Below are 25,144 nucleotides of genomic sequence, written 5' to 3' on the forward strand. Positions count from 1 at the left end.
CTCTCACTCGCTCCCGGCGGTCGCGTCGGCCAGCGCGCTCGCGCCACCGACGATCTCGCTGATTTCCTGGGTAATTTGCGCCTGACGCGCCTGGTTGAACTCCCGCGTCAGCGACTCGATCAGGTCCTGCGCGTTGTCCGTCGCCGACTTCATCGCCCGCTGCCGGCTGGCCAGCTCGGAGGCGGCCGCCTGCAACATGCAGTAGTGGATCCGGCTGGCGACGTACTTCGGCAGCAGAGCGTCCAGCACGTCCTCGGCGGACGGCTCGAACTCGTACAGCGGCAGGACGTCGTCGGCCTCCGGCGGCTCCTCGCCCTCGACGACCTCCAGCGGCAGCAGCCGGATCACGTCCGGGCGCTGGGTCAGCATCGACACGAACCGGGTGAAGACGATGTGGATCTCGTCCACGCCGCCCTCCTCGGTCGGGGTCAGGAAGGCCTCGATCAACGCGTCGGCGACCTCCCGGGCCCGGGCGAAGCTCGGGGCGTCGGACTCGCCGGCCCACGACTGTGCGAGCTCACGCTGCCGGAAGGTGTAGTACCCGATGCCCTTGCGGCCGGTGATGTACGGGACGACCTCCTTGCCGTCCTCGCGCAGCAGCGAGTTCAGCCGCTCGCCCTCACGGATCACGTTGGACGAGTAGGCGCCGGCTTGGCCGCGGTCGGAGGTGATCAGCAGCACCGCCGCCCGCTTCGGGTTCGGCTTCTCGGTGGTCAGCGGGTGGTCGACGTTCGAGAACGTCGCCACCGCCGACACGGCACGGGTGAGCTCACGCGCGTACGGACCGGCCGCCTGGGCGCGTTGCTGCGCCTTGACGATCCGGGACGCCGCGATGAGCTCCATCGCGCGGGTGAGCTTCTTGATCGTCGAGACCGAGGCCCGGCGCTCGCGAAGCTCCCGCAGACTGGCTGGCACGGTCGATCAGCCCCGCTTCTGCCGGACGATCTGCTCCTGCTCGACGTCCTCTTCGTCCATCGCCTCGGCCGGAGCCTCGTTGGCGGTCAGCAGCTGGCCGTCGGAGGTCTGGAAGGTCGGCTTGAACGCGTCCAGCGCCTCGGTCACGGCCGCGGCCGCGTCGTCGTCGAACTGGCCGGACTCGCGGACGGAGTCGAGCACCTTGCTCTCCCGCCGCAGGTAGTCGAGGAAGTCACGCTCGAAGCGGAGTACGTCGTTCACCGGGACGTCGTCGAACTTGCCGTTCGTACCGGCCCAGATGGAGACGGTCTGCTCCTCCACCGGGTACGGCGAGTACTGCGGCTGACGCAGCAGCTCCACCAGCCGCTGACCGCGGTCCAGCTGACGGCGCGAGGTGGCGTCCAGGTCGGAGGCGAACATCGCGAACGCCTCCATCGCGCGGAACTGGGCCAGGTCCAGCTTCAGCGACCCGGAGACCTTCTTCATGCCCTTGACCTGCGCGGCACCGCCGACCCGGGACACCGAGATACCGACGTCGATGGCGGGCCGGATGTTGGCGTTGAACAGGTCGGACTGCAGGAAGATCTGGCCGTCGGTGATCGAGATGACGTTGGTCGGGATGAACGCCGACACGTCGTTCGCCTTGGTCTCGATCATCGGCAGACCGGTCATCGACCCGCCGCCGAGCTCGTCGGACAGCTTCGCGCAGCGCTCCAGCAGGCGGCTGTGCAGGTAGAAGACGTCACCCGGGTACGCCTCGCGGCCCGGCGGGCGGCGCAGCAGCAGCGACATCGCGCGGTATGCCTCGGCCTGCTTGCTCAGGTCGTCGAAGACGATCAGCACGTGCTTGCCCTGGTACATCCAGTGCTGGCCGATGGCCGAGCCGGTGTACGGCGCGACGTACTTGAAGCCGGCCGGGTCGGATGCCGGGGAGGCGACGATGGTGGTGTACTCCATCGCGCCGGCCTCTTCCAGCGCGCCGCGGACGGCGGCGATGGTCGAGCCCTTCTGGCCGATGGCGACGTAGATGCAGCGGACCTGCTTCGTCGGGTCGCCGGACTCCCAGTTGGCCTTCTGGTTGATGATCGTGTCGATCGCGATCGCGGTCTTGCCGGTCTTGCGGTCGCCGATGATCAGCTGGCGCTGGCCGCGGCCGATCGGGATCATGCCGTCGATCGCCTTGATGCCGGTCTGCAGCGGCTCGCGGACCTCCTGGCGGTCCATCACGCCGGCCGCCTGCAGCTCGAGCGCGCGGTTGCCCTCGAGGTCCTTGATCTCGCCGAGGCCGTCGATCGGCTTGCCCATCGGGTCGATGACGCGGCCGAGGTAGCCCTCGCCGACCGGCACCGACAGGACCTGCCCGGTCCGGCGGACCTGCTGGCCCTCCTCGATCCCGTCGAACTCACCGAGGACGACGACACCGATGTCGCGGACGTCGAGGTTCAGCGCGATACCGCGGGTGCCGTCCTCGAACTCGAGCAGCTCGTTCGTCATCGCCGAGGGCAGACCCTCGACGTGCGCGATGCCGTCACCGGCGTCGACGACCGTGCCGACCTCTTCCCGGCTGGTTTCGGCCGGTTGGTACTCGTTGACGAACTGATCCAGGGCGTCCCGGATCTCCTCCGGCCTGATCGTGAGCTCAGCCATTGTGTTTCCTGCTTCCTTGACCTTGCTGGCCTGTTGTGGCCCTAAAGGCTTTGCTGAAAGTTTTCGAGGCCCTTAGCACCATGTTCATGTCGTTAAGAGCCGTCAGCCCGCGATGCGCCGTTGCGCCTCGTCGAGCCTGGCCGCGATGGTTCCGTCGATGACTTCGTCGCCGATGTCCACCCGGACGCCGCCGACGACGTTCGGGTCGACGATGACGTTCAGCTGGATCTCCCGGCCGTACTGCCGGGCGAGGGCGTCGGCCAGCCGCGTGCGCTCGGCCTCGGACAGGTCGGTGGCGACCCGCACGGTGGCGATGCTGGCGCTGCGCCGGGCGGCGGCGGCCACCTGGAACGCGCGCAGCGACGCGGCGAAGCCACGGCCCCGGCCGTCGACCGCGCGCTCGGCCAGCCGCACGGTGGTGGCGTCGGCCTTGTTCTGCAGCAGACCGCGGATCAGCTCCTGCCGGGGCGCCAGCGGGATGTTGCGGTCACTCAGCTTGTCGCTCAGCGCCCGCTCCACCGCGACCACCCGCTCCAGCCGGAACAGCTCGTCCTCGACCTCGTCCAGCTTGCGCCGGTTGTCCGCCGCGGCCATCTCGGCCTCGACGCTGAGCTGGTCCAGCGCGTTGCCGAGGTCCCGGCCGCTGACCCAGCGGCCGGACACGGCGGCGTTCAGGATCTCCTGCGCCTGGGCGGAGATCTTGCCGCCGAACAGCTGCTGCACGAGACCGGTCTTGGCCTCGGCCGGCCGGGCCGGGTCGGTCAGCGCCCGCCGGAGCGAGCCGTTGCCGTCCAGCACCTTGGCGACCGAGAACAGCTCGGTCCCCAGCTCGTCGGATGCGGTGACACCCGCCAGGGCCTCCTCGGCCCGGGCGAGTGACTCCTGCGACGCGCCGCGCATCAGCCGTCCGTTCCGACGGCCTGACGCGCGGAGTCCGACGCCTCGAGCTCGGACAGGAACCGCTCGACGGTGCGGCGCTGGCGCGCCTCGTCCTCGAGCGACTCGCCGACGATCCGGCCGGCCAGGGTGGTGGCCATGTGGCCGACCTCGGTGCGCAGCGAGGCGACCGCCTGGGACCGCTCGGCGTCGATCTGCGTCCGGGCGTGCGTCACGATGCGCTCGGCCTCGGCGTTCGCCTGCTCACGCATCTCCGCGATGATCTGCGCACCCTGCTCGCGCGCGTCCTCACGGATCTTCGCAGCCTCCTGGCGGGCTTCCGCCAGCTGCGCGTTGTACTTCTCCAGTGCCGCCTTCGCCTCGGCCTGGGCCTGCTTGGCCTCGTTCATCCCGCCTTCGATGGCCGCGGTCCGATCGGCGTACGCCTTCTCGAACTTCGGGACGACGACCTTGGCGAATGCGATGGCCAGCAGGACCAGGAAGACGAAGCCGAAGATGATCTCGGCGGTGTGCGGCAGGAGAGGGTTGACTTCCTCACCCTCCGCGGCCAGCGGGAGCACTTTCGTCAACATGTCTGTGTCCTGTCAGTCAGAGGAATGGCTCAGGAGGCGCGGAAGACGAAGGCCAGGGCGATACCGATGATCGCCAGAACCTCGGTGACGCCGAAGCCGATCCAGGCAATCGACTGCAGCTTGCTCTGGGCCTCGGGCTGACGCGCGGTGCCGTTGATCACGGCGGCGAAGATCAGACCCACGCCGACGCCCGGGCCGATCGCGGCGAGGCCGTAACCCAGGACGGCGATGTTGCCGGCAATCTCGAGAGCGAACATTGCTGGTTGTTCCTTTCGGTACGGATAGGGGCTATCCGGGTTTTCCGTTACTACGGTCTAGGGGGTACTGCGGTACTGCGGATCAGTGGTCCTCGGCGATCGCGCTGCCGATGTACTGCGCGGTCAGCACGACGAAGATGTAGGCCTGGATGCACTGGACGAACAGCTCCAGCCCGGCGATCGCGAAGCCCATCAGGAAGGTCAGGATGCCGACGCCGACGAGCCCGATGCTGCCGGACTCGAAGACCAGGTACTCACCGCCGAGCACGAACACCAGCAGCAGGATGTGGCCGGCGAACATGTTCGCGAACAACCGCAGGCTCAGCGAGATCGGCCGGACCAGGATGTTCGAGATGAACTCGATCGGGATCATCAGCGGCATCAGCCAGGCCGGGACACCGGCGGGCATGGTCTGGTGCTTGAAGTAGCCCCAGGCGCCGTGCTTCCTGATCCCGACGGCGTTGTAGATGACCCAGCTCATGATCGCGGCGACGTACGCCCAGCCGATGTGGCTGAAGGTCGGGAACTGCAGCAGCGGAACCGACGCGGCGACGTTGTTCAGCAGGATGAAGAAGAACAGGCCGCACAGGTACGGCACGTACTTCATGTACTCCTGGCTGCCGATGGCGTCCCGGGCGATCGAGTTGCGGACGAAGTTGTAGCCGAGCTCACCGGCGAACTGCAGCTTGCTGGGCACGACCTCGGCCTTGCGGGAGGCACCCCAGAAGAACCACATGATCACCACGACGGTCAGCGCGGCCACCAGCACGGGCTTGGTGAACCAGTCGACCCCGTCGATGATCGGCGGAAGTTCGAAGCTTTCGGGACCGGGCGGGTGGAACTCGGTCGGAACGCCGGCAGTCACCGGGTCTCCTCTCGCGTCGTGCTCAAGTCGGACGCCTTGTGGCAAAGGGCAGGGCGGCTCGGGGCATGGCGGTCATCAACGTCAGACCCGGCAGGGATCAGGACCGCGACCCGTACCGGAAGTGCAGCAACAGAACGGTGAGCCCGGCACCGAGGACGATGCCCACCGGAAGTAAGAACTGGGTGCCGAGCAGGCGATCCAACCCGAAGCCGATGCCGCCGTACACCACGACACCGCCGATCAAGTAGGACAGGACCCGCCAGCCGTCGCCCGAATTCGGGGGTGATGGCTTCGGATCCGTGTGCTCGCTCATTGGCACCCGAAAGGTACCAGTACCGAACAGAGGCGGTCACATCGGCACCCGTAACCTCCACCACAGCAGGGAGATCGCTACCGACGGTGCTCATGCCGTCACCTCCCCGTCCAGGTCGTAGATCGGGACGCGCAGCCGGGACCAGGCCCAGATCTCGCCGGCCATCCAGCCCATCACGACCACCAGCGCGCTGATCCCGAGCACGGTCAGGTTCACGTGCTCGGCCAGGCCGTCGGAGCTCAGCGCGAGCGCGAGCAGGCCTCCGAAGATCGCGATCCGGCCGGTGTACGACGCCATCGCGACCGCGAGCTGCATCGTCGGGGTCGTGCGGCGGGACAGGTGCAGCGCGAGCAGCCCTGCACCGGAGAAGATGACCACCATCAGCAGACCCAGCAACGCGCCCCACAGACCGGCCAGCCCGGCGGCGACGGTGGACACCGCCGCGGCGTTCACGCCGACCACGAGGGCGGCGACCAGCGCGCCACGCAGCATCGCCAGCGCCGGGTGCCTGGTTGCCTGGCCGGCGACTTTCGGGCTCTGGGCCGAGGAAGCCATCTGGTGGTTCCGTCCTGCTGGCGACCGGGTCTCACGGCCCGGTCGTCGGGTGGGCGGGGTCAGGGGTGTCACTGTTCTTCGCTGGTGCTTGTGAAAACTAGCACAAAGTCTGCACGGTCAGCAAAACGAGGGTCCCTGCCGCTGTACAGGCACACCCTATCGGTAGGCCACACGACCGAGTGGTCTGGTCCCTTCCCTGTCAAGGGGTGACCCTTGACGAGGTCACGGGCTAGACCTTGGCGAGCGGTTTCCGGGATCGGCGCGGGAGGCCGGTGGTGAGGAGGACGGCGGTGACCGCGACCGCCAGGACGATCAGGGCGGTCCACCAGAACAGGACCAGGCCGAGGACCACGACGCCGTACGCGATCAGGGCGGTCCACAGGTACATCAGCAGGACGGCGCGGCGGTGCGAGTGGCCGCGTTGCATCAGGCGGTGGTGCAGGTGCAACTTGTCCGCGGCGAAGGGCGACCGGCCGGCCTTGGTACGGCGGATGTAGGCGAGCGTCAGGTCCAGCGCGGGGATCGCGAGCACCGCGATCGGGAGGATCAGCGGGAGCAGGGCGGGCAGCAGGCTGGAGCCGCCGGGCTCGTACGGGACCGCGTTCGGGTCCATCTGGCCGGTCAGGCTGATCGTCGACGCGGCCAGCATCAGGCCGATCAGCAGGGCACCGGAGTCACCCATGAAAACCCTGGCCGGGAAGAAGTTGTGCGGCAGGAAGCCGAGGCACGCACCGGCCAGGGCGACCGTGATCAGGGTCGAGGTGGTCGCCCGGTCGAGGTTCTGCTCGACGTTCAGCAGGTAGGAGTAGGTGAAGAACGCGGTCGCGCCGATCGCGGTCACGCCGGCGGCCAGGCCGTCCAGGCCGTCGACGAAGTTCACCGCGTTGCAGGAGACCAGCAGGATGCCGGCGGTCAGCACCGCGAGCTGCGCGGGCGGTGGCGAGACCACCCCGCCGGGCAGCGGGAGCCAGTACAGCTGGATGCCCTGGACAACCATCACGCCGACCGCGAGCACCTCGCCGGCCAGCTTGGTGATCGCGTCCAGCTCGTACAGGTCGTCGACCACGCCGACGGCGCAGATGACCACGCCGCCGATCAGGATCGCCCGGGCGTCGTGGGCGACCTGCAGGCTGTCACCGAGGAACGGCAGGCTGGAGGCGACCGCGAAGGCGGCGATCAGGCCGCCGAGGATGGACAGGCCGCCGAAGTACGGGATCGGGACCTTGTGCACGTCCCGGGACCGGACCTTCGCGACCGCGCCGTACCGCAGCGCGATCTGCCGGGCCACGCCGGTCAGCAGAAAGGTCGTGGCCATGGCCACGAACAGGACCAGCAGGTACTCGCGCACTAGGTCATGTCTCCTGACTCCAGGCCGTAGCGAGCAGGTGCTCGGCGCGGTAGCTCGGCGTGCGGGGGCGAAGGGTTAGATGCGGAGCATCTTGCCCTTTGCACTCGTGCGGCGAGATGCCGTGCCGAGTGCCGCGCAGTAGGCATGGAGTCAGGAGTCATGGCCTTGGTCCGCAGGCCTCACATCAGATTCGGTCTTCTTCTCGTCGTCCTGTTCCTTGGACGCCGCGACTGGCTCATCAGTTGGCTTCTCGTCCTCGGCCGGCTTGCCCTCGGCCGGGCTGTCGTCGGCGGGCTTCTCGTCCTCGGCCGGCTTCTCGACGGCGGGCTTCTCGTCGTCGGCGGGCTCGTTCTCGGCCGGCTTCTCGTCCTCCGCCGGCTTCTCGTCCTCGGCCGGCTTGTCGTTCTCGGCGGGCTTGTCGTTGTCGGCGGTGAGGTCGGGGACGACGGCGCGGAGCTGGGCGAGGGTGAGGGCGCCGAGGCGGACGACGTGGGGGGTGTCACCGGTGATGTCGACGATGGTGGACGGCTGCCCGCCGGTCACGGTGCCGCCGTCGAGGTAGACCGCGACCGAGTCCTGCAGTTGCTCCTCGGCGTCGTACACGTCCAGCGCGGCCGGCTGACCGCTGAGGTTGGCCGAGCTGACCGCGAGCGGGCCGGTCCGCGACAGCAGCTCGCGGGTGTTCTCGTGGTCCGGCACGCGCAGCGCGACCGTCCCCTGGGTCTCCCCCAGGTCCCACATCAGCGAGGTCTGCGCGTGGCAGATCACCGTCAGCGGCCCCGGCCAGAACTCCTCGCACAGCTTCCGGCCGCTGTCCGGTACGTCGGTGGCGAGCGCGTCCAGCGACTCGACCACCGAGATCAGCACCGGCGGCGGCATGTCCCGGCCGCGGCCCTTGGCGTCCAGCAGCCGCTGGACCGCGTCGGCCTTGAAGGCGTCCGCGGCGATCCCGTACACCGTGTCGGTCGGAAGGACGACCAGGTCGCCGGCCTCGATGGCGTCCACGGCCGCTCGGTAGGCCGGTGCCAGCTCGTCGCCGGTGAAGTCGAAGCGCTCACTCACGCACCGAATCGTGCCACCCGCGCGGTCACCCGCTCCACTCGGGCTCCGGAACGTCCGACCTGACAAATGATTGTCAGCTTTCGGCCGGCCCGCGCCCTGACGTCCTTAGGATCCCGGACATGACCGTCTCGCGTGAGTTTCTCGCCGGCCTGCCGAAGGCCGAGCTGCATGTCCACCACGTCGGGTCCGCGTCGCCGCGGATCGTCGCCGAGCTGGCCGCCCGGCACCCGGAGTCGCCGGTACCGCCGGACGCGGCCGCGCTGGCGGAGTACTTCAAGTTCGACGACTTCGCGAAGTTCATCGAGATCTACCTGACCGTCGTCGACCTGATCAAGACGCCGGAGGACGTCCGGCTGCTGACCTACGAGGTCGCCCGCGAGATGGCCGGGCAGAACCTGCGGTACGCCGAGCTGACGGTGACGCCGTACACGACGGTGACCCGCGGGATCGCGGCCGAGGCGTTCTGCGAGGCGATCGAGGACGCGCGGGTGGCGGCCGAGAAGGAGCTCGGGATCACGCTGCGCTGGATCTTCGACATCGCCGGTGAGGCCGGGCTGCCGGCCGCCGAGGAGACGCTGCGGATCGCGACGAAGCTCCGGCCGGAGGGCCTGGTCGGGTTCGGGCTCGGCGGCCCCGAGATCGGCGTACCCCGGCCGCAGTTCCAGCCGCACTTCGAGGCCGCGATCGCCGCCGGCCTGCACAGCGTGCCGCACGCGGGCGAGACCACCGGCCCGGAGACGATCTGGGACGCGGTCCGGCTGCTCAAGGCCGAGCGGATCGGCCACGGTACGTCGGCCGTGCAGGACCCGGCGCTGGTCGACTACCTCGGCGAGCACCGGATCCCGCTCGAGGTCAGCCCGACGTCCAACATCGCCACCCGGGCGGTCGCGTCGTACGACGTCCACCCGCTGCGCGCGATGGTCGAGGCCGGCCTGGTCGTCACCATCAACTCTGACGACCCGCCGATGTTCGGCACCGATCTCACCAACGAGTACGCCGTCGCCGCCCAACTGCTCGAGCTGGACGAAGCCGGTGTGGCCGACCTGGCCAGGACGGCGGTCAAGGTGTCGTTCGCCGAAGACTCGGTGAAGAACGCGGTGCTCGCGGAGATCGACGAGTACGTCGCGCAGGTCTGACTCGGGATTCCCGGGCCGGCGTGATTCCCTTGGTGGCGTGCGGACTGTTTCAGGAGTAGTGGCGGTGGCCGGGCTGTTGCTGGGCGTCGGGGCCTGCAGCGACGTGCCGGGGGAAGCGGCACCACCGGCGACGACTCCCCCACCGGCCTCGAGTCCCAAGCGGTCCACGCCGACCATGCCATCCACGTCGTCCACTCCGCCCTCGCCGCCGGCTCCGGCCGAGGGTGAGCTGCCGCGCGGCGGGCGCACGATCTTCCCGAAGTACCAGCTGGTCGCGTACGTCGGCCTGCCCGGATCGCCCGCGCTCGGTCCGCTCGACAAGGACCTGGACGTCAAGGCGGCCCAGCTCGAGAAGCTGTCCCGGGCGTACGCCGCCGGCCGGACACCGCAGCCGGTGATGGAGCTGATCACCGTGGTCGCGAAGGCCTCGCCCGGCCAGGACGGGATGTACCGCGGCCGGATCCCGGACGAGAAGATCGAGGAGTACCTCGCGGTCGCGCGGAAGCACAAAATGCTGCTGCTGCTCGACGTCCAGCCGGGCCGGGCGAAGATCCTGCCCGAGGTGAGGCGGCTCGAACGCTGGCTGAAGGAGCCGGACGTCGGGCTGGCGTTCGATCCGGAGTGGGCAGTCGGGCCGAGCCAGGTGCCGGGGCGGGTCTTCGGGCGGACGACGGGCGCCGAGCTCGACAGCATCGCGGCGTACCTGTCGGGTCTGGTGCAGACGCACAAGCTGCCGGAGAAGGTGTTCGTCTTCCACCAATTGTCGGCGCGGATCGTCACCGGTGAGTTGGCGCTGAAGAAGCATCCAGGTGTGGTGACGATCAAGTCCGTCGACGGGATCGGCGCCCGGGCGGACAAGCTGGCGACCTGGGGCAAGCTCACGCAGCGGCTGCCCGCCGGGGTCCACGCCGGCTTCAAACTCTTCTACACCGAGGACAGGCGACACGGGGCGCTGATGACCCCGGCCCAGGTACTCGCGCTGCGACCGAGGCCCGAGCTCGTCGTGTACGAGTGAAGTCAGCCGGGCCAGGACGTGGTGATCAGGGCCGCGGTGAGTGGGAAGTCGCGCAGTAGCTTGGTCACCTCCGCACGGAGATCGTCGGTCAGCGCGACCGGGGCGCCGCGATGCTCAAGCAGCGCGGCGATCCACCAGACCGTCTGCGGGATCGAGCGGGGGTCGCCGGTGAGCAGCGCGGCCCAGATCGCATGCAGCAGCTGGGACACCGCGTCCGCGGCGAGCTCCGGGTCGAGCGCGTTCCGATCACCGGGCCAGTGGGCCGTCAGCTCCACCACCAGCTCGGTGTGCGCGAGCTCCAGCGCGGCCTGTTCGGCAACTGATGCCTCTGGCAACGGTTCGGCCGCGGGCACGACAGCCGGCAGCGTGCGCATCGCCTCGATCGCGCCGGCCGCGTCCGGCGCCCAGGCGGTCGCACCCAGACCGCGGGCCCGCAGGTCGTCCGGACCGAACGCCGGACCGCCGACCAGGATCGGGATCCCGGCCGCCGTGGACGCCTCGACGAACCGCCGGGTGGTCGGCAGCGAGCCGAGCATCGAACAGCTCACCGCGAGCGCGTCCGGGCCGAGGTCCTGCAGGTACTGACTGAGCCGCAAGGCCGGTGTGGAGGCACCGAGCAGCGTGGTGTCCCAGCCGTCGGAGCGCAGGGCGCAGTCGATCATCATCGCGGGCAGCGCGTGCCACTCGCGTTCGGCGCAGGCGACGATCACCCGGCCGCGGGTGATCGGCCGCTGCCGGACCTGACGCGCGATCGCCTCGGTGGCCGCGGTCGCCACCGCGGTCGCCGCGTGTTCCTCGGCGACCGACCACTCGGCCCGCTGCCACTTCTCCCCCACGGTGCGCTGGGCCGTGCCGATGACCTCGGTCAGCAGAGCAACCGGGTCGATCCCTGTGGCCAGTGCGTCGTCGACCACGGCGAGCGCCGCCGTCGTGTCCAGGGACGACACCGCCCGTTCGAAACCGGCGAGGGCGTCGACGACGGTCACGTGTTCACTCCGGTGCAGCCGAGGGCCAGTACGGCGATGTCGTCGTGCGCTCGCCCGTCCAGGTACTCGACCACGTCCTGCTCGATCGCCGCACACAGTACGTCGGCCGCGGCCCCGGCGTACTGGCGGAGCAGACCGACCAGGCGGGCGTGGCCGTAGAAGCCGTCGTCGCCGCGGGCCTCCTCGACGCCGTCGGTGTACATCACCAGCCGGTCGCCGGCCTCAAGCCGGACGGTCACGGTCTCGTAGTCCGCGACCGGGACGACGCCGAGCACCGTGCCCTCGGCCGCCACCTCGCCGACGCTGCCGTCGGCGCGGACCAGGATCGGGGCGGAGTGGCCGGCGACCGCGACGCCGACCGAGAGGGTGCCGTCCGCGTCCGGCCGGACGCGCAGGCAGACCAGGGTGATGAACCGGTGGGAGATGTCCTCGACGAAGACCGCGTTCAGTGCCGACAGCAGTGCGGCCGGGTCACGTTCGAAGTGTGCCGCGGTCCGCAGACTCTGGCGGGCCCGTCCGGTGAGCACTGCCGCGTCGACGCCCTTGCCGCAGACGTCCCCGAGCACCACCAGCCAGTCGTCGTCCGCGCCGAACACGTCGTAGAAGTCGCCACCGACGTCCAGTTGCTCCATCGCCGGCCGGTACCGCGCACCGAGATCGACGCCCGGGACCACCGGGAGGTCGGGCGGGAGCAGGCTCGCCTGCAGGGCGGAGGCGATCCGGGCGCGCTGCTCGTACATCCGGGCCGAGTCCAGCGCGAGTGCCGCCCGGGCCGCGACCTGCTCGGCCACGGCGATGTCGTCCGGTCCGAATCCCCGGCCCTGGCCGCGGACGGCGATCAGCGCGCCGAACGTCGTACCCCTCGCGGTCAGGCCGATGCCGAGTACGTCGGCCGGGCGCAGCGCGACCGCCTGGTCGCGGAGGCCCTGGTGCGGGACCAGGCTGCCCAGCCCGTCCTCGACGCCGTCCAGCGCGACGTGCAGCACCTCGGTCAGGCCGGTCGCGAGCACCCGGTCCAGCGCCAGCCCGGCCACGGCCCGACGGGAGACCTTGATCATCGAGGCGACGTCGTTCCCGCCGAAGAGTTGCAGGCCGCCGGTCCGCGGGTTGCTCAGGACAACGACTACCCAGTCGGCCAGCTCCGGGCACAGGCTGTCGAGCAGTTGCAGGACCGAGCGCCGTGGATTCAACGAGCCCGCCATCGCCTGACCGACCTCCTCCACCAACTCCCGCCGTACCGGCGCGAATCCGTCGGCTGCGGACGCGGACGGGTGGGCCTCGGGGTCCTGAACCTGGTCAGGGCCGGTCATGGGGCTCCGTACCGAACCCCGGGACGACGGTCTCGACGGGAGCCGCGTCCACCTCCAGCGGTGCCGCGAGACCGGCGACGGCCTCGTCCAGCGTCTCGTGCACGGTGAACACCTTGTGCAACTTGGTGATCCGGAAGATCTTCCGCACCCGCGCGCCCGGCGCCGCGATCACCAGCGCACCGCCCTGCGCCGCGGACTCCTTGTGCGCGCCGACCAGGACGCCGAGCCCGCTGGAGTCCATGAAGTCCACCCCACCGAGGTCGAGGAGCAGCGGGCGCGGACCGACCAGGCGCTTGAGCTCCGCGGTGAGGACCGGAGCGCTCTCCAGGTCGAGGTCGCCGTCCACGCGGACGACGACGTGGTCACCGGCGTCGGTGGTGTGGACGGACAGTTCGTCGTCGGACATGACGGCGAGTCTCCTGTCAGGGGCCGGGCCGATGCGCCGGCTACTTGGCAGAACCGATCGACCGCCGTCATGCCTATCACCGCAGCAGGTGCCGATCAACTACCGGCCGCCGTCGCGACCCGGTCGAGTACCGACTGCGACGAACCCTTGACCGAACGCGATGTTTCAGCCGTTTGTCCGGGGGTTAGTTATCTAGGCGGGCACAGACACGTCGCCCGAGGAACACCCGAGGAAAGCAGCATTCGTGGTCACCACCGCCGAACCGTACGCCGTCGAAGTCACCGAGCAGGTCAGTGCACCGCTCACCGCCACCGCACCGCTCAACTCCGCCGCACCGCTCGCCGTCAGGCCGTGGTACGCCGCCGCCGACCGGGTCCGCGCCCGCTGGCTCCGCCTCGGCACCCGCGCCGAGCTCGCGACCGGCGCCGTACTGCTGGTCCTGGCGGCAGTCGTCTTCACGCTGAACGCCGTGCTCTAGCGCACTGTCAGATCCTTCGGCCGGTCGCGAACCTGTTGCGGCCGGCCAGATCTTTGTGGTCCCGGACCTCGGCGAACAGCCCGGTGGCCGCGAACACCCCAGGCGCGGACTCCCCCTGCACGTCCGCGTGCTCGCACGCGAACCAGCCGCCCGGCTTCAGCAGGCGCCCCGCGGTCGCGGCGACGACCTTGATCTCGTCGAGCCCGTCGTCACCGGACCACAACGCCAGCGCCGGATCGTGGTCGCGCACCTCGGCGGTGACCGATTCCCACGCCGTCAGCGGGATGTACGGCGGATTGGAGATGATCGCGTCCACCCGTCCGTCGAGCTCGGGCAGGCACCCGTCGATATCCCCCTCGTGCAGTACGGCGCCCGTCCCGGCGAGATTGCGACGGGCCCAGACACACGCCTCCGGCGACAACTCGACGGCGTGGACGACGCTGTCCGGGCGCTCGGTCGCGACCGCACCGGCGATCGCTCCGGAGCCGGTGCACAGATCGACCACCAGCGGGGACTCGACGCCGGCCAGCTTCTCCAGCATCCAGCTGACCATCACCTCAGTCTCCGGGCGCGGCACGAACACGCCGGGTCCGACGGCGAGCTCCCGGTAGCGGAAGGCCGCCGTACCGGTCAGGTGCTGGAGCGGCTCGCGGGCCGCGCGGCGCTGGATCAACTCGTCGTAGCGGCGGAGTTGCTCCGGGGTCGGTGTGCCGAGGTTGAGCCGGCTCGAGCCCGTGACGAACGCGAGCAGCTCGGCGGCGTCGACGTCCGGCGACGCGACACCCGCATCCCGCAGCCTGGCCGTCGCCTCGGCGAGCAGGACCTTCACGCCCCCGCCGCTGGTGCTCACTGGCTCTCGACGGCCTCGAGCCGGGCAGCGAGGTCGGCGTCGGTCAGCGCCTGGATCACCGGCGCCAGCTCACCGCCGAGGACCTGGTCGAGGTTGTGCGCCTTGTAGCCGACCCGGTGGTCGGAGAACCTGTTCTCCGGGAAGTTGTACGTCCGGATCCGCTCCGACCGGTCGACGGTCCGGATCTGCGACCGGCGGGCGTCGGACGCTTCCTGGTCGGCCGCCTCCTGCGCCGCGGCGAGCAGCCGGGCCCGGAGTACGCGCATCGCCTGCTCGCGGTTCTGCAGCTGGGACTTCTCGTTCTGCATCGAGACCACGATGCCGGTCGGCAGGTGGGTGATCCGGACCGCGGAGTCGGTCGTGTTCACGCTCTGCCCGCCGGGACCGGACGACCGGAACACGTCGATCCGCAGGTCGTTCGGGTCGATCTCGACGTCCACGTCCTCGGCCTCGGGCAGCACCAGGACGCCGGCCGCGCTGGTGTGGATCCGGCCCTGCGACTCGGTCACGGGCACCCGCTGGACCCGGTGCACGCCGCCCTCGAACTTCAGCTTGGCGTACGGCGCCTCGCCCGGCTCCGGCGTGCCCTTCGCCTTGACCGCGACCGTGATCGACTTGTACCCGCCCAGGTCGGACTCGGCCGAGTCGAGCACCTCGGTCTTCCAATTCTGCGACTCGGCGTACTTCAGGTACATCTTCAGCAGGTCGCCGGCGAACAGCGCGGACTCGTCGCCGCCCTCACCGGCCTTGATCTCGAGGATCGCGTCCTTGTCGTCGCTCGGGTCGCGCGGCACCAGCAGCACCTGCAGCCGCTCCGCGAGCTCCTCGCGGCGGGCGGTCAGCTTGGTGGCCTCATCGGCGAACGCCGGGTCCTCGGCCGCGAGCTCGCGGGCCGCCTCGATGTCGTCACCGGTCTGCAGCCACTCGTCGTACGTGCGCACGACCGGGGCGAGGGCGGCGTACCGCTTGCCGACCCGGCGGGCGTTGGCCTGGTCGGAGTGCAGCTCCGGGTCCGCCATCTGCCGCTCCAGGTCGGCGTACTCCGCCTTGAGCGTCTGCACCGCCTCGAACATGCCGCACTCCTGTACTCGGGACCTGCCGGACAACACAAACCGCGCGCCGGTTCCGCGATGCTGCGGAACCGGCGCGCGGCCTGGAAGCTACTTCTTGGCGTACCGCTTCTCGAAGCGGGCGACCCGACCACCGGTGTCGAGAATCTTCTGCTTACCGGTGTAGAAGGGGTGGCACTGCGAGCACACGTCGGCGTGGATCACGCCGTTCTCGGCGGTCGAGCGCGTGGTGAACGTCGCGCCACAGGTGCAGGTCACCGTGGTGTCGACGTACGTCGGGTGAATGTCGCTCTTCAACAGATCTCCTAGGTCTCAGGTGCCCCGGGTCGCCCACGGACGCGAACGTGAACCGGAACCGACACACCAGTTTGCCACCCCAGGGCAGCAAACTGGTAATCGAGTGCGTCTAGTTCCCGTCGTCGGTCGTTCGCGCGCCGCCGGCGGACGGGGTGGTCTTGTTGACCTGGAGGAGGAACTCGATGTTCGACTTGCTCTCCTTCAGCTTGCCGATCAGCAGCTCCAGGGCCGCCTGGCCGTCGAGCGCGGACAGCACCCGGCGGAGCTTCCAGACGACCTGGGTCTCGTCCTTGCTCATCAGCAGTTCCTCGCGGCGGGTGCCGGAGGCGACCACGTCGATGGCCGGGAAGATGCGCCGGTCGGCGAACTCGCGCCGCAGCCGCAGCTCCATGTTGCCGGTGCCCTTGAACTCCTCGAAGATGACCTCGTCCATCTTCGACCCGGTCTCGATCAGCGCGGTCGCGAGGATGGTCAGCGAGCCGCCGTCCTCGATGTTGCGGGCCGCGCCGAAGAACCGCTTCGGCGGGTACAGCGCCGACGAGTCGACACCACCGGACAGGATCCGCCCGCTGGCCGGCGCGGCGATGTTGTACGCGCGTCCCAGCCGGGTGATCGAGTCGAGCAGGACGACGACGTCGTGGCCGAGCTCGACCAGCCGCTTGGCCCGCTCGATCGCCAGCTCGGCGACCGTGGTGTGGTCGTCGGCCGGCCGGTCGAAGGTCGACGCGATGACCTCGCCCTTGACCGTGCGCTGCATGTCGGTGACCTCTTCGGGCCGCTCGTCCACCAGCACGACCATCAGGTGCACTTCGGGGTTGTTCGTGGTGATCGCGTTCGCCAACGCCTGCAGCACCATCGTCTTGCCGGCCTTCGGCGGGGAGACGATCAGGCCGCGCTGACCCTTGCCGATCGGGCTGACGATGTCGACGATCCGGGTGGTCAGCACACCGGGCTCGGTCTCCAGCCGCAGTCGCTCGGTCGCGTACAGCGGGGTCAGCTTGTTGAAGTCCTGCCGCTGCCTGGCGATCTCCGGGTCCGACCCGTTCACGGTGTCGATCCGGACCAGCGGGTTGAACTTCTCCTTGCGCTCACCCTCCTGCGGCTGCTTCACCGCACCGGTGATCGCGTCACCCTTGCGCAGGCCGTACCGCTTCACCATCGACAACGCGACGTACACGTCGTTCGGGCCGGGCAGGTAGCCGCTGGTCCGGACGAAGGCGTAGTTGTCGAGTACGTCGAGGATGCCGGCCGCCGGGACGAGGACGTCGTCCTCGCTGATCGTCGGCTCCGGGTCGAACCGCTCGCCACGGCCGCGGTTGCGGCCACCGTCACGGCCACCGGTCTGGTTGCCGTCGCGGTTGCGGTCCCGGTCGCGGCCCCGGCGACGCCGGCGACGGCCCTCGCCTTCCTCGCCGCGGTCATTCTGGTCCTGCTGCCGGTTGCGCTGGTCACCGCGCTGGCCCTGGTCACCGCGGCTCTGCTCACCGCGGCTCTGGTCACCACCACGGCCCTGGCCGTCGCGGCTCTGACCGCCGTCCCGGCTACCGTCACGGCCGCCGTCGCGGGACTGGCCGTCCCGGTTGCGCTCCCGGCCCTGCTCGCCCCGGTCCCCGGCACGGTTGTCCCGGTCGGAGCGGTTGTCCCGGTCACCGCCGCGGTTGTCGCGGCCCTGGTTGTCCCGGCCCCGGTCGCGGTTACGCCCGTCGCGCTCACCACGGTCGTCGCGGCCGTCCCGGCTCTCGCGGTCACCACGGTCGTCGCGGTCGCCACGGTCATCGCGGTCTTCGCCGTCGCGGCCGCGGTCGGCGCGCTCGGTCCTCGGCTCGCCGACGGTGGTGCCGTTCTGGGTCGCGACCTCGGCCGCGGGCGCGTCCGCGGTCACCGCGGAGGCAGTCGACTCACCGGCTCCACCCGCCGTACGGTCACCGGCACCGCGGTCACCGGCCGCGCGCTCGCCGGCCGAGCCGGCGGCAGTCGCTTCGGCCGGGGTGCCGTTCTGGGCGGCGTCCTTCTCGGCCGCGGCGCGGGTCCGGCGGCTGCCGCCCTCGCGCTTGGCCGGAGCACTCTTGGCCGCGGGCGCCTCGGCGGCTCCCTCGTCCAGGGTCGGCTGGCTCGCCGGGCGCGATCCGCCCGCGGAGCCACCGGCCTGGGCGGCCTTGATCGCCTCGATCAGCTGGCCCTTGCGCAGCGCGCCGGTGCCCTTGATGCCGAGCGTCCCGGCGAGCTGCTTGAGCTCGGGGAGCAGCATGCCCTCGAGGCCGCCTCCGGCCTTCCGGCGACGCGTCGCGGTGGTGGCCGCGGCGTCGGTACCCGGGGCCGGCGTCGAGCCGGCTCCGCTGGAGGCTTCAACAGTTTCTGTCACGTGAGGTCCTTCCCACACGGATCGTCGGTGTCTCGAACGCACCGACCGTTTCATCACCCACGACCGACGCGGTGCCGACTCTTCCGGCTGCGGTGGCTACGTGGGCACAAGAGGCTCTCGCTCGATCTGAGTCCCCCCGGACATCTCCGACGCAGGCGGCGCAAGGTCAAATCCACAGGAGGGTCGCCACACAACACAGGGTGCCGGGAGCACAGCCCGGATCGTGACGAGAGTTCACCGATCACCTGGAGGGGATCGGGTGAGTCGAGACTAGCACCACATCGGGTCGTTCTGCTGACTCAGGGGTTGCAACGCGTGTCAGTGGCCGGGTATTCCGGTCTCAGCCGGCTTCCATGGACCAGACCTGTACACCGACTGGATCGATCCGCAGGTCGTGCCGCTCCCAGCCGTCCGGCGGCGGACAGCTCCGGTCGGCGGCACCCAGCACGACGACCGTCGGGCCGGCGCCACTGACGACCGCGGCCAGCCCGCTCGCCCGCAGTTTGTGCACGAGCGCCAGGCTCTCCGGCATCGCGGGCTCGCGGTACTCCTGGTGCAGCCTGTCCTCGGTCGCCGTGAGCAGCAACTCCGGCCGTGTGGTGAGCGCCGCGACCAGCAACGCCGCCTTCCCGGAGTTCGCCGAAGCATCGGTGTGAGGTACGACGCCCGGCAGCAACCCGCGCGCCTCCTTGGTCAGCACGCGGTTGTCGGGTACGTACGCCACCGCGGCCAGACCGTCGGTCGTCGCCAACCGCACCGCGCGGCCCGTTTCCCCTTCTGTCCAAGCGATTGTGAACCCACCGAGCGCCGCCGCGGCCACGTTGTCCGGGTGCCCTTCGAGCTCGTTCGCGAGGACGACGAGCCGCTCCCGGTCCACCGGTACGCCGGCCAGTCCGTACGCCGCCGCGAGACCGCCGACGATCGCGGCCGACGACGACCCGAGCCCGCGACCGTGCGGAATCCGGTTCTCGCAGCGCAACGTGAACCCGGGCACCGCCGCACCGAGGTCCTCGAGTCCGCGACGGATCGACCGGACCACGAGATGCGACTCGTCCAGGGGTACTTCGCCCTCGCCGGAACCGGTCACCTGGACCGTCATCCCGGATCCGCCCGGGGTGACGATCAGGTCGTCGTACAGGGTGAGCGCGAGGCCGAACGCGTCGAACCCCGGCCCGAGATTCGCACTCGTCGCCGGAACCCGCACCCGCACCTGATCACACGGCCGCCGACGCTCCCCGCTCTCCGCACCGCCCGCCAAGCCCGTGCCCGCCCCCGCAGCCACCCCTGAGCCGGCCGCCGCAGCCGTGTTCGCGCCGCCCTCTGGGGTTTTGTCCTTGCCGTTTTCCATCGCGGTGACCGTCAGATCAGGCCGGCGACGCGGGCGACGGCGTCGGTGTCGGCCGGGGTCACTGGGGAGTCGACCGCCTTGGCGTGGTCGAGCGCGGTGTCGATGTCCTTCAGCCCGTGACCGGTGACGGTGATCACCACGGTCGAGCCGCCATCCAGCCACCCCTGCGCCTTCGCGTGCAGCAGACCGGCCACACCCGCCGCCGACGCGGGCTCCACGAACACCCCCTCGCGGGCGGCCAGCTCACGTTGCGCGGTCAGGATCTGCTCGTCGGTGACCATCTCGATCCTGCCGCCGGACTCGTCCCGCGCGGCCTCGGCCAGCGTCCAGGAGGCCGGGTTGCCGACCCGGATCGCGGTCGCCGCGGTGTCCGGCTGCTCGACGACCGCCTTGCGCACGATCGGGGCCGCACCCTCGGCCTGGAATCCCCACATCCGCGGGGTCTTCGAGGCGACCTTGTCCGCGGCGTACTCCTGGTAGCCCTTCCAGTAGGCCGCGATGTTGCCCGCGTTGCCCACCGGCAGCACGTGCAGGTCCGGGGCGTCGCCGAGTGCATCGCACACCTCGAAGGCGGCTGTCTTCTGGCCTTCCAGGCGGACCGGGTTCACCGAGTTCACCAGCGCGACCGGGTAGTTCTTGCCGAGCTCGCGGACGATCCGCAGGCAGTCGTCGAAGCCGCCGTCGATCGACACCAGTTGGGAGCCGTGCACGATCGCCTGGGCGAGCTTGCCCTTCGCGATCCGGCCGGCCGGGATCAGCACCAGCGGGAGCAGCCCGGCGCGGACGGCGTACGCGGCCGCGGAGGCCGAGGTGTTGCCGGTCGACGCGCAGACGACGGCCTTGTCGCCGGCCTGGGCGGCGAGCGAGATCGCGACCGTCATCCCGCGGTCCTTGAACGAGCCGGTCGGGTTGTTGCCCTCGACCTTCAGCCAGACCTCGCAGTTGGTCTGCTCGCTGAGCCACTGCGCGGCCACCAGCGGCGTCCCGCCCTCGCCGAGCGTCACGACCGGAGTGTCGGTCGAGACCGGCAACCGGTCGCGGTATTCCTCGATCACGCCTCGCCACTGGTGGGCCATGGTGGTTACTCGCCTTCTACCCGCATCACACTGCTGACTTCCCGAACGATGTCCATGTCACGCAGGGTCTCCACGGTCGCGGACAACGCGGCGTCGGTCGCGGTGTGGGTCACCACCACCAGCTGCGCGTCACTGCCCCGGCCTTCTTGCCGGACGGTCTGGATGGACACGTCGTGCTCGGCGAAGGCGTGCGCCACCGCCGCCAGCACACCGGCTTTGTCGGCCACGTCCAGGGACACGTGGTAGCGGGTCGTCGCGTCACCCATCGGCCGCACGGCCCGCTGGGTGTACGACGACTCGCCGACCCCCGGCACACCCTTGAGCCGGTTGCGCGCGGCGGACACGAGATCCCCGAGGACTGCACTGGCCGTCGGGGCGCCGCCGGCACCACGACCATAGAACATCAGCTGGCCGGCCGCCTTGCTTTCCACGAACACGGCGTTGTACGCGTCCCGAACACTGGCCAACGGATGCGTGGCCGGGATCATCGCCGGGTACACCCGGGCGCTGACCGAGTCGGTCGCCTCGTCCAGCTCGCAGATCGCCAGCGACTTCACCACGCAGCCCATCTCGCGGGCCGAGGCGATGTCGGTCGCGGACACCTCGGTGATGCCCTCGCGGTGGACGTCGGCGATGGAAACCCTGGTGTGGAAGGCCAGACTCGCCAGCAGGGCGGCCTTGGCGGCCGCGTCGAAGCCCTCGATGTCGGCGGTCGGGTCGGCCTCGGCGTACCCGAGCGCCTGGGCCTCCTCGAGCGCCTCGTCGAAGCCGGCGCCGGTGGTGTCCATCTTGTCGAGGATGTAGTTCGTGGTGCCGTTGACGATGCCCATCACCCGGGTCACGTCGTCGCCGGCGAGCGACTCACGCAACGGCCGCAGGATCGGGATCGCGCCGGCCACCGCGGCCTCGAAGTACACGTCCCGCTCGTACTTCTCCGCGGCGGCGAACAGCGTCGGCCCGTCCTCGGCGAGCAGCGCCTTGTTCGCGGTCACCACGGACGCGCCGTGCTCGAGCGCGGACAGGATCAGGCCGCGGGCCGGCTCGAGGCCGCCGATCACCTCGATCACCAGGTCCAGGTCGCCGCGCGACACCAGGGCCTGCGCGTCGGTGGTGATCAGCGCCGGGTCGACCGCGATGTCGCGGGCGCGCCCCGGCCGCCGGACCGCGATCCCGGCGATCTCCAGCCGGGCGCCCACGCGGGCGGCGAGATGGTCCGCCTGCTCGGTCAGGATCCGCACCACCTCGGTGCCGACCACGCCGCAACCGAGCAGGCCCACCTTCAGGGGTTTGTCGTTCACTGCGAGACTCCCATGTCCAGTGCCAGCAGGTCGTCCTCGGTCTCGCGCCGTACGACGACCCGGGTGTGACCGTCCTTGACCGCGATCACCGGTGGTCGCGGCACGTGGTTGTAGTTGCTCGCCATCGACCGGCAGTACGCCCCCGTCCCCGGGACGGCGACCAGGTCGCCCGGGCGGACGTCCGACGGCACGAACTCGTCCTTCACCACGATGTCGCCGGACTCGCAGTGCTTGCCGACGATCCGCGCCAGCGTGGGCTCGCTGCCGGAGTACCGGTTGGCGAGGGTGCAGGAGTAGTCGGCGTCGTACAGCGCCGTACGGATGTTGTCGCTCATCCCGCCGTCGACGGACACGTACGTCCGGGACGCGCCGGCGTCGAGCTCGACCTCCTTGACCGTGCCGACCGTGTAGACCGTGCAGACGGCCGGGCCGACGATCGCGCGCCCGGGCTCGATCGACACCTTCGGTACGTCGATCTGGAACGCCCGGCACTCGTGCTCGACGATCTTGCCCATCTCGGTGGCGAGCTGCGCCGGGTCGGACGGGTCGTCCTGGGTGGTGTAGGCGATGCCGAACCCACCACCGAGGTCGAGCTCCGGCATGTCCACGCCGAGCTCCTCGGAAACCCTTGCGTGCAAGGCGAGCACGCGCCGCGCGGCCACCTCGAACCCGGACGAGTCGAAGATCTGCGAGCCGATGTGCGAGTGCAGCCCGAGCAGCTCGAGCTCGGCCGCTTCGTTGACCCGGGCAACGGCTTCGAAGGCCGCGCCGGAGGTGATCGAGAAACCGAACTTCTGGTCCTCGTGCGCGGTCGCGATGTATTCGTGGGTGTGCGCCTCGACGCCCGCGGTCACCCGGACCATCACCGGCGCGACCGTGTCCCGCTCGCGAGCGAGCTCGATCAGCCGGTCGATCTCGAACAGCGAGTCGACGATGATCCGCCCGACCCCGGCGTCCAGCGCCCGGGCCAGCTCGGACTCGGACTTGTTGTTGCCGTGGAACCCCAGCCGCTTCGGGTCGGCCCCGGCCCGCAGCGCGACGGCCAGCTCGCCCCCGGTGCAGACGTCCAGGTTGAGGCCTTCCTCCATCACCCAGCGGACGACCGTCGTACAGAGGAACGCCTTGCCCGCGTAGTAGACGTCGAAGTCCTTGAAGGCGTGCTTGAAGGCGCGGGCCCGGGCGCGGAAGTCGTCCTCGTCCAGCACGTACGCCGGGCTGCCGTGCTCGGCCACCAGGTCACGGGCGTCGACGCCGCCGACGACCAGCGAACCCTCCGCGGTCTTCTTGGCCGTGGACGACCACAGCTGCGGGACGAGGTCGTTGACGTCGCGCGGTGCGCGCAGCCAGGCCGGGCCGCGGTGCCCGATGTCCGCGTGCAGCGCGCCCGCCTCGTGCGCCCTCACATCCGCTCCGGAGCGGAGACGCCGAGCAGGTCGAGCCCGTTGGCGAGCACGGTCCTGGTCGCGCCGACCAGGGTCAGGCGAGCCTTGTGCACCGGCTCCACCTCCTCGTCGCCGCGCGGCAGCACGCGGCAGCTGTCGTAGAACTTGTGGAACGCCGACGCCGTGTCCTCCAGGTAGCGGGCGATCCGGTGCGGCTCGCGCAGCTCGGCGGCGGTGGCGACGATGCGGGGGAACTCGGCCAGCGCCCGGAGCAGATCGCCCTCGCGCTCGTGGCTGAGCAGACCCGGGTCGAACTCGTCCAGCTTGATGCCGAGCTCGTCGGCGTTCCGCAGGATCGACGCGAGCCGGGCGTGCGCGTACTGGACGTAGTACACCGGGTTCTCACTCGCCTGCCGGGTCATCTCCTCGATGTCCAGCGTCAGCGGCGAGTCGGCCGGGTAGCGGCAGAGCGTGTAGCGCAGCGGGTCGACGCCGCCCTCCTCGACCAGCTCGGCCAGCGTGACGATCGTGCCGGCCCGCTTGGACAGCCGCATCTCCTCGCCACCCTTGAGGATCTTCACCAGCTGGCCGATCAGGATCTCGATGTTGTGCTCGGGGTCGTCGCCGGCGCAGGCCGCGATCGCCTTCAGCCGGTTCACGTACCCGTGGTGGTCGGCGCCGAGCAGATAGATGCAGACGTCGAACCCGCGCTCGCGCTTGTTCACGTAGTACGCCGCGTCGGAGGCGAAGTACGTCGGTTCGCCGTTGGACCGGATCAGCACCCGGTCCTTGTCGTCGGTGAAGTCGGTCGTCCGCATCCACAGCGCGTCGTCGGCGTCGTACAGGTGGCCCTGCTCGCGGAGCTTGTCGATCGCGTGGCCGACGCCGTCCTGCTCGTGCAGGCTGCGCTCGGAGAACCAGACGTCGAAGTTCGTCCGGAAGTGCTCGAGCTGGGACTGCTGCTCCTTGAGCTGGCGCTCGTACCCGGCCTCGCGGAAGGCGATCAGCTGCTCGTCCTCGGGCAGATCGCTGACGGCCGGCACCTCGGCGACGATCTGCTTGGCCAGGTCGACGATGTACTCGCCGTGGTAGCCGTCCTCGGGGATCGGCCGGCCGAGGGCGGCGGCCTGCAGGCTGGCGCCGAACTTGTCCATCTGCGCGCCGCGGTCGTTGATGTAGAACTCGCGGGTGACCACCGCCCCGGCCGCGGCGAGCACCCGGGCGAGCGCGTCACCGACGGCGGCCCAGCGGGTGTGACCGAGGTGCAGCGGGCCGGTCGGGTTGGCGGAGATGAACTCCAGGTTCACCGTCTGGCCGTGCAGGGTGTCGGTGCGGCCGTAGTCCGGGCCGGCGTCCACGATCGCCTGCGCGACCTTGCCCTGGGCATCGGCCGCGACCCTGAGGTTGATGAAGCCCGGGCCGGCGATCTCGACCGCGGTGATCGCAGGGTCGTCCTGGAGCTTGGCGGCCAGCAACTCGGCGAACCGGCGCGGATTCAGCCCGGCACGCTTGCCCAGCTGCATGGCGACGTTGGTGGCGTAGTCCCCGTGCTCGGGGTTCTTGGGGCGCTCGACCTTCAGCTCGCGCGGCAGCCCGCCCTCGACGGTGATGGTGCCGTCGTCGGCGAGCGCGGCCAAGGCCTGGAGGATCTTCTCAGCGAGCTGTTCCGGAGTCACCGGATCAGCCTAATGGCCGCGGC

At 70.2% G+C, this 25,144-nt stretch carries 25 protein-coding genes; 3 read left to right on the top strand and 22 right to left on the bottom strand.

Annotated elements, in window-relative coordinates:
• Positions 1–3: 3 nt before the first annotated feature.
• The 10 genes from ACQPYZ_RS25420 to ACQPYZ_RS25465 all read right to left on the bottom strand — a co-directional run bounded on the left by ACQPYZ_RS25420 (position 4) and on the right by ACQPYZ_RS25465 (position 8,431).
• Entirely contained in the window at positions 4–915 is a 912-nt protein-coding gene (locus ACQPYZ_RS25420; protein ID WP_433160518.1) for a F0F1 ATP synthase subunit gamma, read from the bottom strand.
• A gap of 6 nt (positions 916–921) precedes the next feature.
• Positions 922–2,562 carry a F0F1 ATP synthase subunit alpha gene (gene atpA, locus ACQPYZ_RS25425; protein ID WP_433160519.1) on the bottom strand — a complete coding sequence of 547 codons (1,641 nt, stop codon included), beginning with the start codon at positions 2,560–2,562 and terminating at the stop codon, positions 922–924.
• A 102-nt stretch (positions 2,563–2,664) separates the two neighbouring features.
• The gene (locus tag ACQPYZ_RS25430; protein ID WP_433160520.1) at positions 2,665–3,462 is read right to left on the bottom strand and encodes a F0F1 ATP synthase subunit delta; all 798 of its coding nucleotides are present in this window, start codon (positions 3,460–3,462) and stop codon (positions 2,665–2,667) included.
• The gene (locus ACQPYZ_RS25435; protein WP_433160522.1) at positions 3,462–4,031 is read right to left on the bottom strand and encodes a F0F1 ATP synthase subunit B; all 570 of its coding nucleotides are present in this window, start codon (positions 4,029–4,031) and stop codon (positions 3,462–3,464) included. Before ACQPYZ_RS25435 ends, ACQPYZ_RS25430 begins: the two co-directional genes overlap by 1 nt.
• A gap of 29 nt (positions 4,032–4,060) precedes the next feature.
• Positions 4,061–4,288, bottom strand: coding sequence for an ATP synthase F0 subunit C (atpE, locus tag ACQPYZ_RS25440; RefSeq protein WP_132319363.1), 228 nt, complete (start codon positions 4,286–4,288; stop codon positions 4,061–4,063).
• An 82-nt stretch (positions 4,289–4,370) separates the two neighbouring features.
• Complete coding sequence (gene atpB, locus ACQPYZ_RS25445; RefSeq protein WP_433160523.1) at positions 4,371–5,153, bottom strand: F0F1 ATP synthase subunit A; 783 nt, start codon at positions 5,151–5,153, stop codon at positions 4,371–4,373.
• Positions 5,154–5,250: 97 nt separating this feature from the next.
• On the bottom strand, positions 5,251–5,466 hold the full coding sequence (locus ACQPYZ_RS25450; RefSeq protein WP_433160525.1) for an AtpZ/AtpI family protein: 216 nt from the start codon (positions 5,464–5,466) through the stop codon (positions 5,251–5,253).
• A gap of 90 nt (positions 5,467–5,556) precedes the next feature.
• Complete coding sequence (locus ACQPYZ_RS25455) at positions 5,557–6,021, bottom strand: hypothetical protein (protein WP_433160526.1); 465 nt, start codon at positions 6,019–6,021, stop codon at positions 5,557–5,559.
• A 229-nt stretch (positions 6,022–6,250) separates the two neighbouring features.
• The gene (locus ACQPYZ_RS25460) at positions 6,251–7,369 is read right to left on the bottom strand and encodes a glycosyltransferase family 4 protein (RefSeq protein WP_433160528.1); all 1,119 of its coding nucleotides are present in this window, start codon (positions 7,367–7,369) and stop codon (positions 6,251–6,253) included.
• 150 nt (positions 7,370–7,519) lie between these two features.
• Positions 7,520–8,431, bottom strand: coding sequence for an L-threonylcarbamoyladenylate synthase (locus ACQPYZ_RS25465; RefSeq protein ID WP_433160530.1), 912 nt, complete (start codon positions 8,429–8,431; stop codon positions 7,520–7,522).
• 119 nt (positions 8,432–8,550) lie between these two features.
• Between ACQPYZ_RS25465 and ACQPYZ_RS25470 the strand changes: the two genes are divergently transcribed.
• Positions 8,551–9,567 carry an adenosine deaminase gene (locus ACQPYZ_RS25470; protein ID WP_433160532.1) on the top strand — a complete coding sequence of 339 codons (1,017 nt, stop codon included), beginning with the start codon at positions 8,551–8,553 and terminating at the stop codon, positions 9,565–9,567.
• Positions 9,568–9,604: 37 nt separating this feature from the next.
• A complete protein-coding gene (locus tag ACQPYZ_RS25475; protein WP_433160534.1) occupies positions 9,605–10,582 on the top strand; it encodes a hypothetical protein in 978 nt (325 codons plus the stop codon).
• Between the two features lie 2 nt (positions 10,583–10,584).
• On the opposite strand, the gene ACQPYZ_RS25480 is transcribed toward ACQPYZ_RS25475, so the two are convergent.
• Genes ACQPYZ_RS25480 through ACQPYZ_RS25490 form a run of 3 tightly spaced genes read right to left on the bottom strand, consistent with a single transcriptional unit; the run spans position 10,585 to position 13,284 of the window.
• Entirely contained in the window at positions 10,585–11,568 is a 984-nt protein-coding gene (locus ACQPYZ_RS25480; protein ID WP_433160535.1) for a cobalamin B12-binding domain-containing protein, read from the bottom strand.
• A complete protein-coding gene (locus ACQPYZ_RS25485; protein ID WP_433160537.1) occupies positions 11,565–12,878 on the bottom strand; it encodes a PP2C family protein-serine/threonine phosphatase in 1,314 nt (437 codons plus the stop codon). The genes ACQPYZ_RS25480 and ACQPYZ_RS25485 overlap by 4 nt, the downstream gene beginning before the upstream one ends.
• A complete protein-coding gene (locus tag ACQPYZ_RS25490; RefSeq protein WP_433160538.1) occupies positions 12,865–13,284 on the bottom strand; it encodes an STAS domain-containing protein in 420 nt (139 codons plus the stop codon). The genes ACQPYZ_RS25485 and ACQPYZ_RS25490 overlap by 14 nt, the downstream gene beginning before the upstream one ends.
• A gap of 244 nt (positions 13,285–13,528) precedes the next feature.
• Here ACQPYZ_RS25490 and ACQPYZ_RS25495 point away from each other — a divergent pair, with 244 nt between their 5' ends.
• Positions 13,529–13,762 carry a hypothetical protein gene (locus ACQPYZ_RS25495; protein ID WP_433160539.1) on the top strand — a complete coding sequence of 78 codons (234 nt, stop codon included), beginning with the start codon at positions 13,529–13,531 and terminating at the stop codon, positions 13,760–13,762.
• Between the two features lie 7 nt (positions 13,763–13,769).
• On the opposite strand, the gene prmC is transcribed toward ACQPYZ_RS25495, so the two are convergent.
• The 9 genes from prmC to argS form a co-directional block, all read right to left on the bottom strand.
• Positions 13,770–14,612, bottom strand: coding sequence for a peptide chain release factor N(5)-glutamine methyltransferase (gene prmC / locus ACQPYZ_RS25500; protein WP_433160540.1), 843 nt, complete (start codon positions 14,610–14,612; stop codon positions 13,770–13,772).
• A complete protein-coding gene (prfA, locus tag ACQPYZ_RS25505) occupies positions 14,609–15,685 on the bottom strand; it encodes a peptide chain release factor 1 (protein WP_433160542.1) in 1,077 nt (358 codons plus the stop codon). The genes prmC and prfA overlap by 4 nt, the downstream gene beginning before the upstream one ends.
• A gap of 87 nt (positions 15,686–15,772) precedes the next feature.
• Positions 15,773–15,979 (bottom strand): 50S ribosomal protein L31, encoded by a 207-nt coding sequence (gene rpmE, locus ACQPYZ_RS25510; protein WP_130387310.1) that lies wholly within the window; start codon positions 15,977–15,979, stop codon positions 15,773–15,775.
• Between the two features lie 109 nt (positions 15,980–16,088).
• Entirely contained in the window at positions 16,089–18,341 is a 2,253-nt protein-coding gene (rho, locus tag ACQPYZ_RS25515; protein ID WP_433160543.1) for a transcription termination factor Rho, read from the bottom strand.
• A 340-nt stretch (positions 18,342–18,681) separates the two neighbouring features.
• Positions 18,682–19,551: a homoserine kinase gene (gene thrB, locus ACQPYZ_RS25520; protein ID WP_433169752.1), complete on the bottom strand. Its 870-nt coding sequence runs from the start codon at positions 19,549–19,551 to the stop codon at positions 18,682–18,684.
• A gap of 149 nt (positions 19,552–19,700) precedes the next feature.
• Positions 19,701–20,765, bottom strand: coding sequence for a threonine synthase (thrC, locus tag ACQPYZ_RS25525; RefSeq protein WP_433160544.1), 1,065 nt, complete (start codon positions 20,763–20,765; stop codon positions 19,701–19,703).
• A 5-nt stretch (positions 20,766–20,770) separates the two neighbouring features.
• Positions 20,771–22,063, bottom strand: a complete 1,293-nt coding sequence (locus tag ACQPYZ_RS25530) for a homoserine dehydrogenase (protein WP_433160546.1) — start codon at positions 22,061–22,063, stop codon at positions 20,771–20,773.
• Positions 22,060–23,466 carry a diaminopimelate decarboxylase gene (lysA, locus tag ACQPYZ_RS25535; RefSeq protein ID WP_433160548.1) on the bottom strand — a complete coding sequence of 469 codons (1,407 nt, stop codon included), beginning with the start codon at positions 23,464–23,466 and terminating at the stop codon, positions 22,060–22,062. The genes ACQPYZ_RS25530 and lysA overlap by 4 nt, the downstream gene beginning before the upstream one ends.
• Positions 23,463–25,121: an arginine--tRNA ligase gene (gene argS / locus ACQPYZ_RS25540; protein WP_433160550.1), complete on the bottom strand. Its 1,659-nt coding sequence runs from the start codon at positions 25,119–25,121 to the stop codon at positions 23,463–23,465. The genes lysA and argS overlap by 4 nt, the downstream gene beginning before the upstream one ends.
• Positions 25,122–25,144: the final 23 nt, after the last annotated feature.

The sequence above is a fragment of the Kribbella sp. CA-247076 genome, assembly GCF_050942445.1.
Lineage (GTDB): Bacteria > Actinomycetota > Actinomycetes > Propionibacteriales > Kribbellaceae > Kribbella.

Excerpts from the sequence above, each read along its gene's own strand:
- atpA (WP_433160519.1), bottom strand. The coding sequence starts at position 2,562 with ATGGCTGAGCTCACGATCAGGCCGGAGGAGATCCGGGACGCCCTGGAT.
- ACQPYZ_RS25430 (WP_433160520.1), bottom strand. The coding sequence starts at position 3,462 with ATGCGCGGCGCGTCGCAGGAGTCACTCGCCCGGGCCGAGGAGGCCCTG.
- ACQPYZ_RS25435 (WP_433160522.1), bottom strand. The coding sequence starts at position 4,031 with ATGTTGACGAAAGTGCTCCCGCTGGCCGCGGAGGGTGAGGAAGTCAAC.
- atpE (WP_132319363.1), bottom strand. The coding sequence starts at position 4,288 with ATGTTCGCTCTCGAGATTGCCGGCAACATCGCCGTCCTGGGTTACGGC.
- ACQPYZ_RS25450 (WP_433160525.1), bottom strand. The coding sequence starts at position 5,466 with ATGAGCGAGCACACGGATCCGAAGCCATCACCCCCGAATTCGGGCGAC.
- ACQPYZ_RS25455 (WP_433160526.1), bottom strand. The coding sequence starts at position 6,021 with ATGGCTTCCTCGGCCCAGAGCCCGAAAGTCGCCGGCCAGGCAACCAGG.
- ACQPYZ_RS25470 (WP_433160532.1), top strand. The coding sequence starts at position 8,551 with ATGACCGTCTCGCGTGAGTTTCTCGCCGGCCTGCCGAAGGCCGAGCTG.
- ACQPYZ_RS25485 (WP_433160537.1), bottom strand. The coding sequence starts at position 12,878 with ATGACCGGCCCTGACCAGGTTCAGGACCCCGAGGCCCACCCGTCCGCG.
- ACQPYZ_RS25490 (WP_433160538.1), bottom strand. The coding sequence starts at position 13,284 with ATGTCCGACGACGAACTGTCCGTCCACACCACCGACGCCGGTGACCAC.
- prfA (WP_433160542.1), bottom strand. The coding sequence starts at position 15,685 with ATGTTCGAGGCGGTGCAGACGCTCAAGGCGGAGTACGCCGACCTGGAG.
- thrC (WP_433160544.1), bottom strand. The coding sequence starts at position 20,765 with ATGGCCCACCAGTGGCGAGGCGTGATCGAGGAATACCGCGACCGGTTG.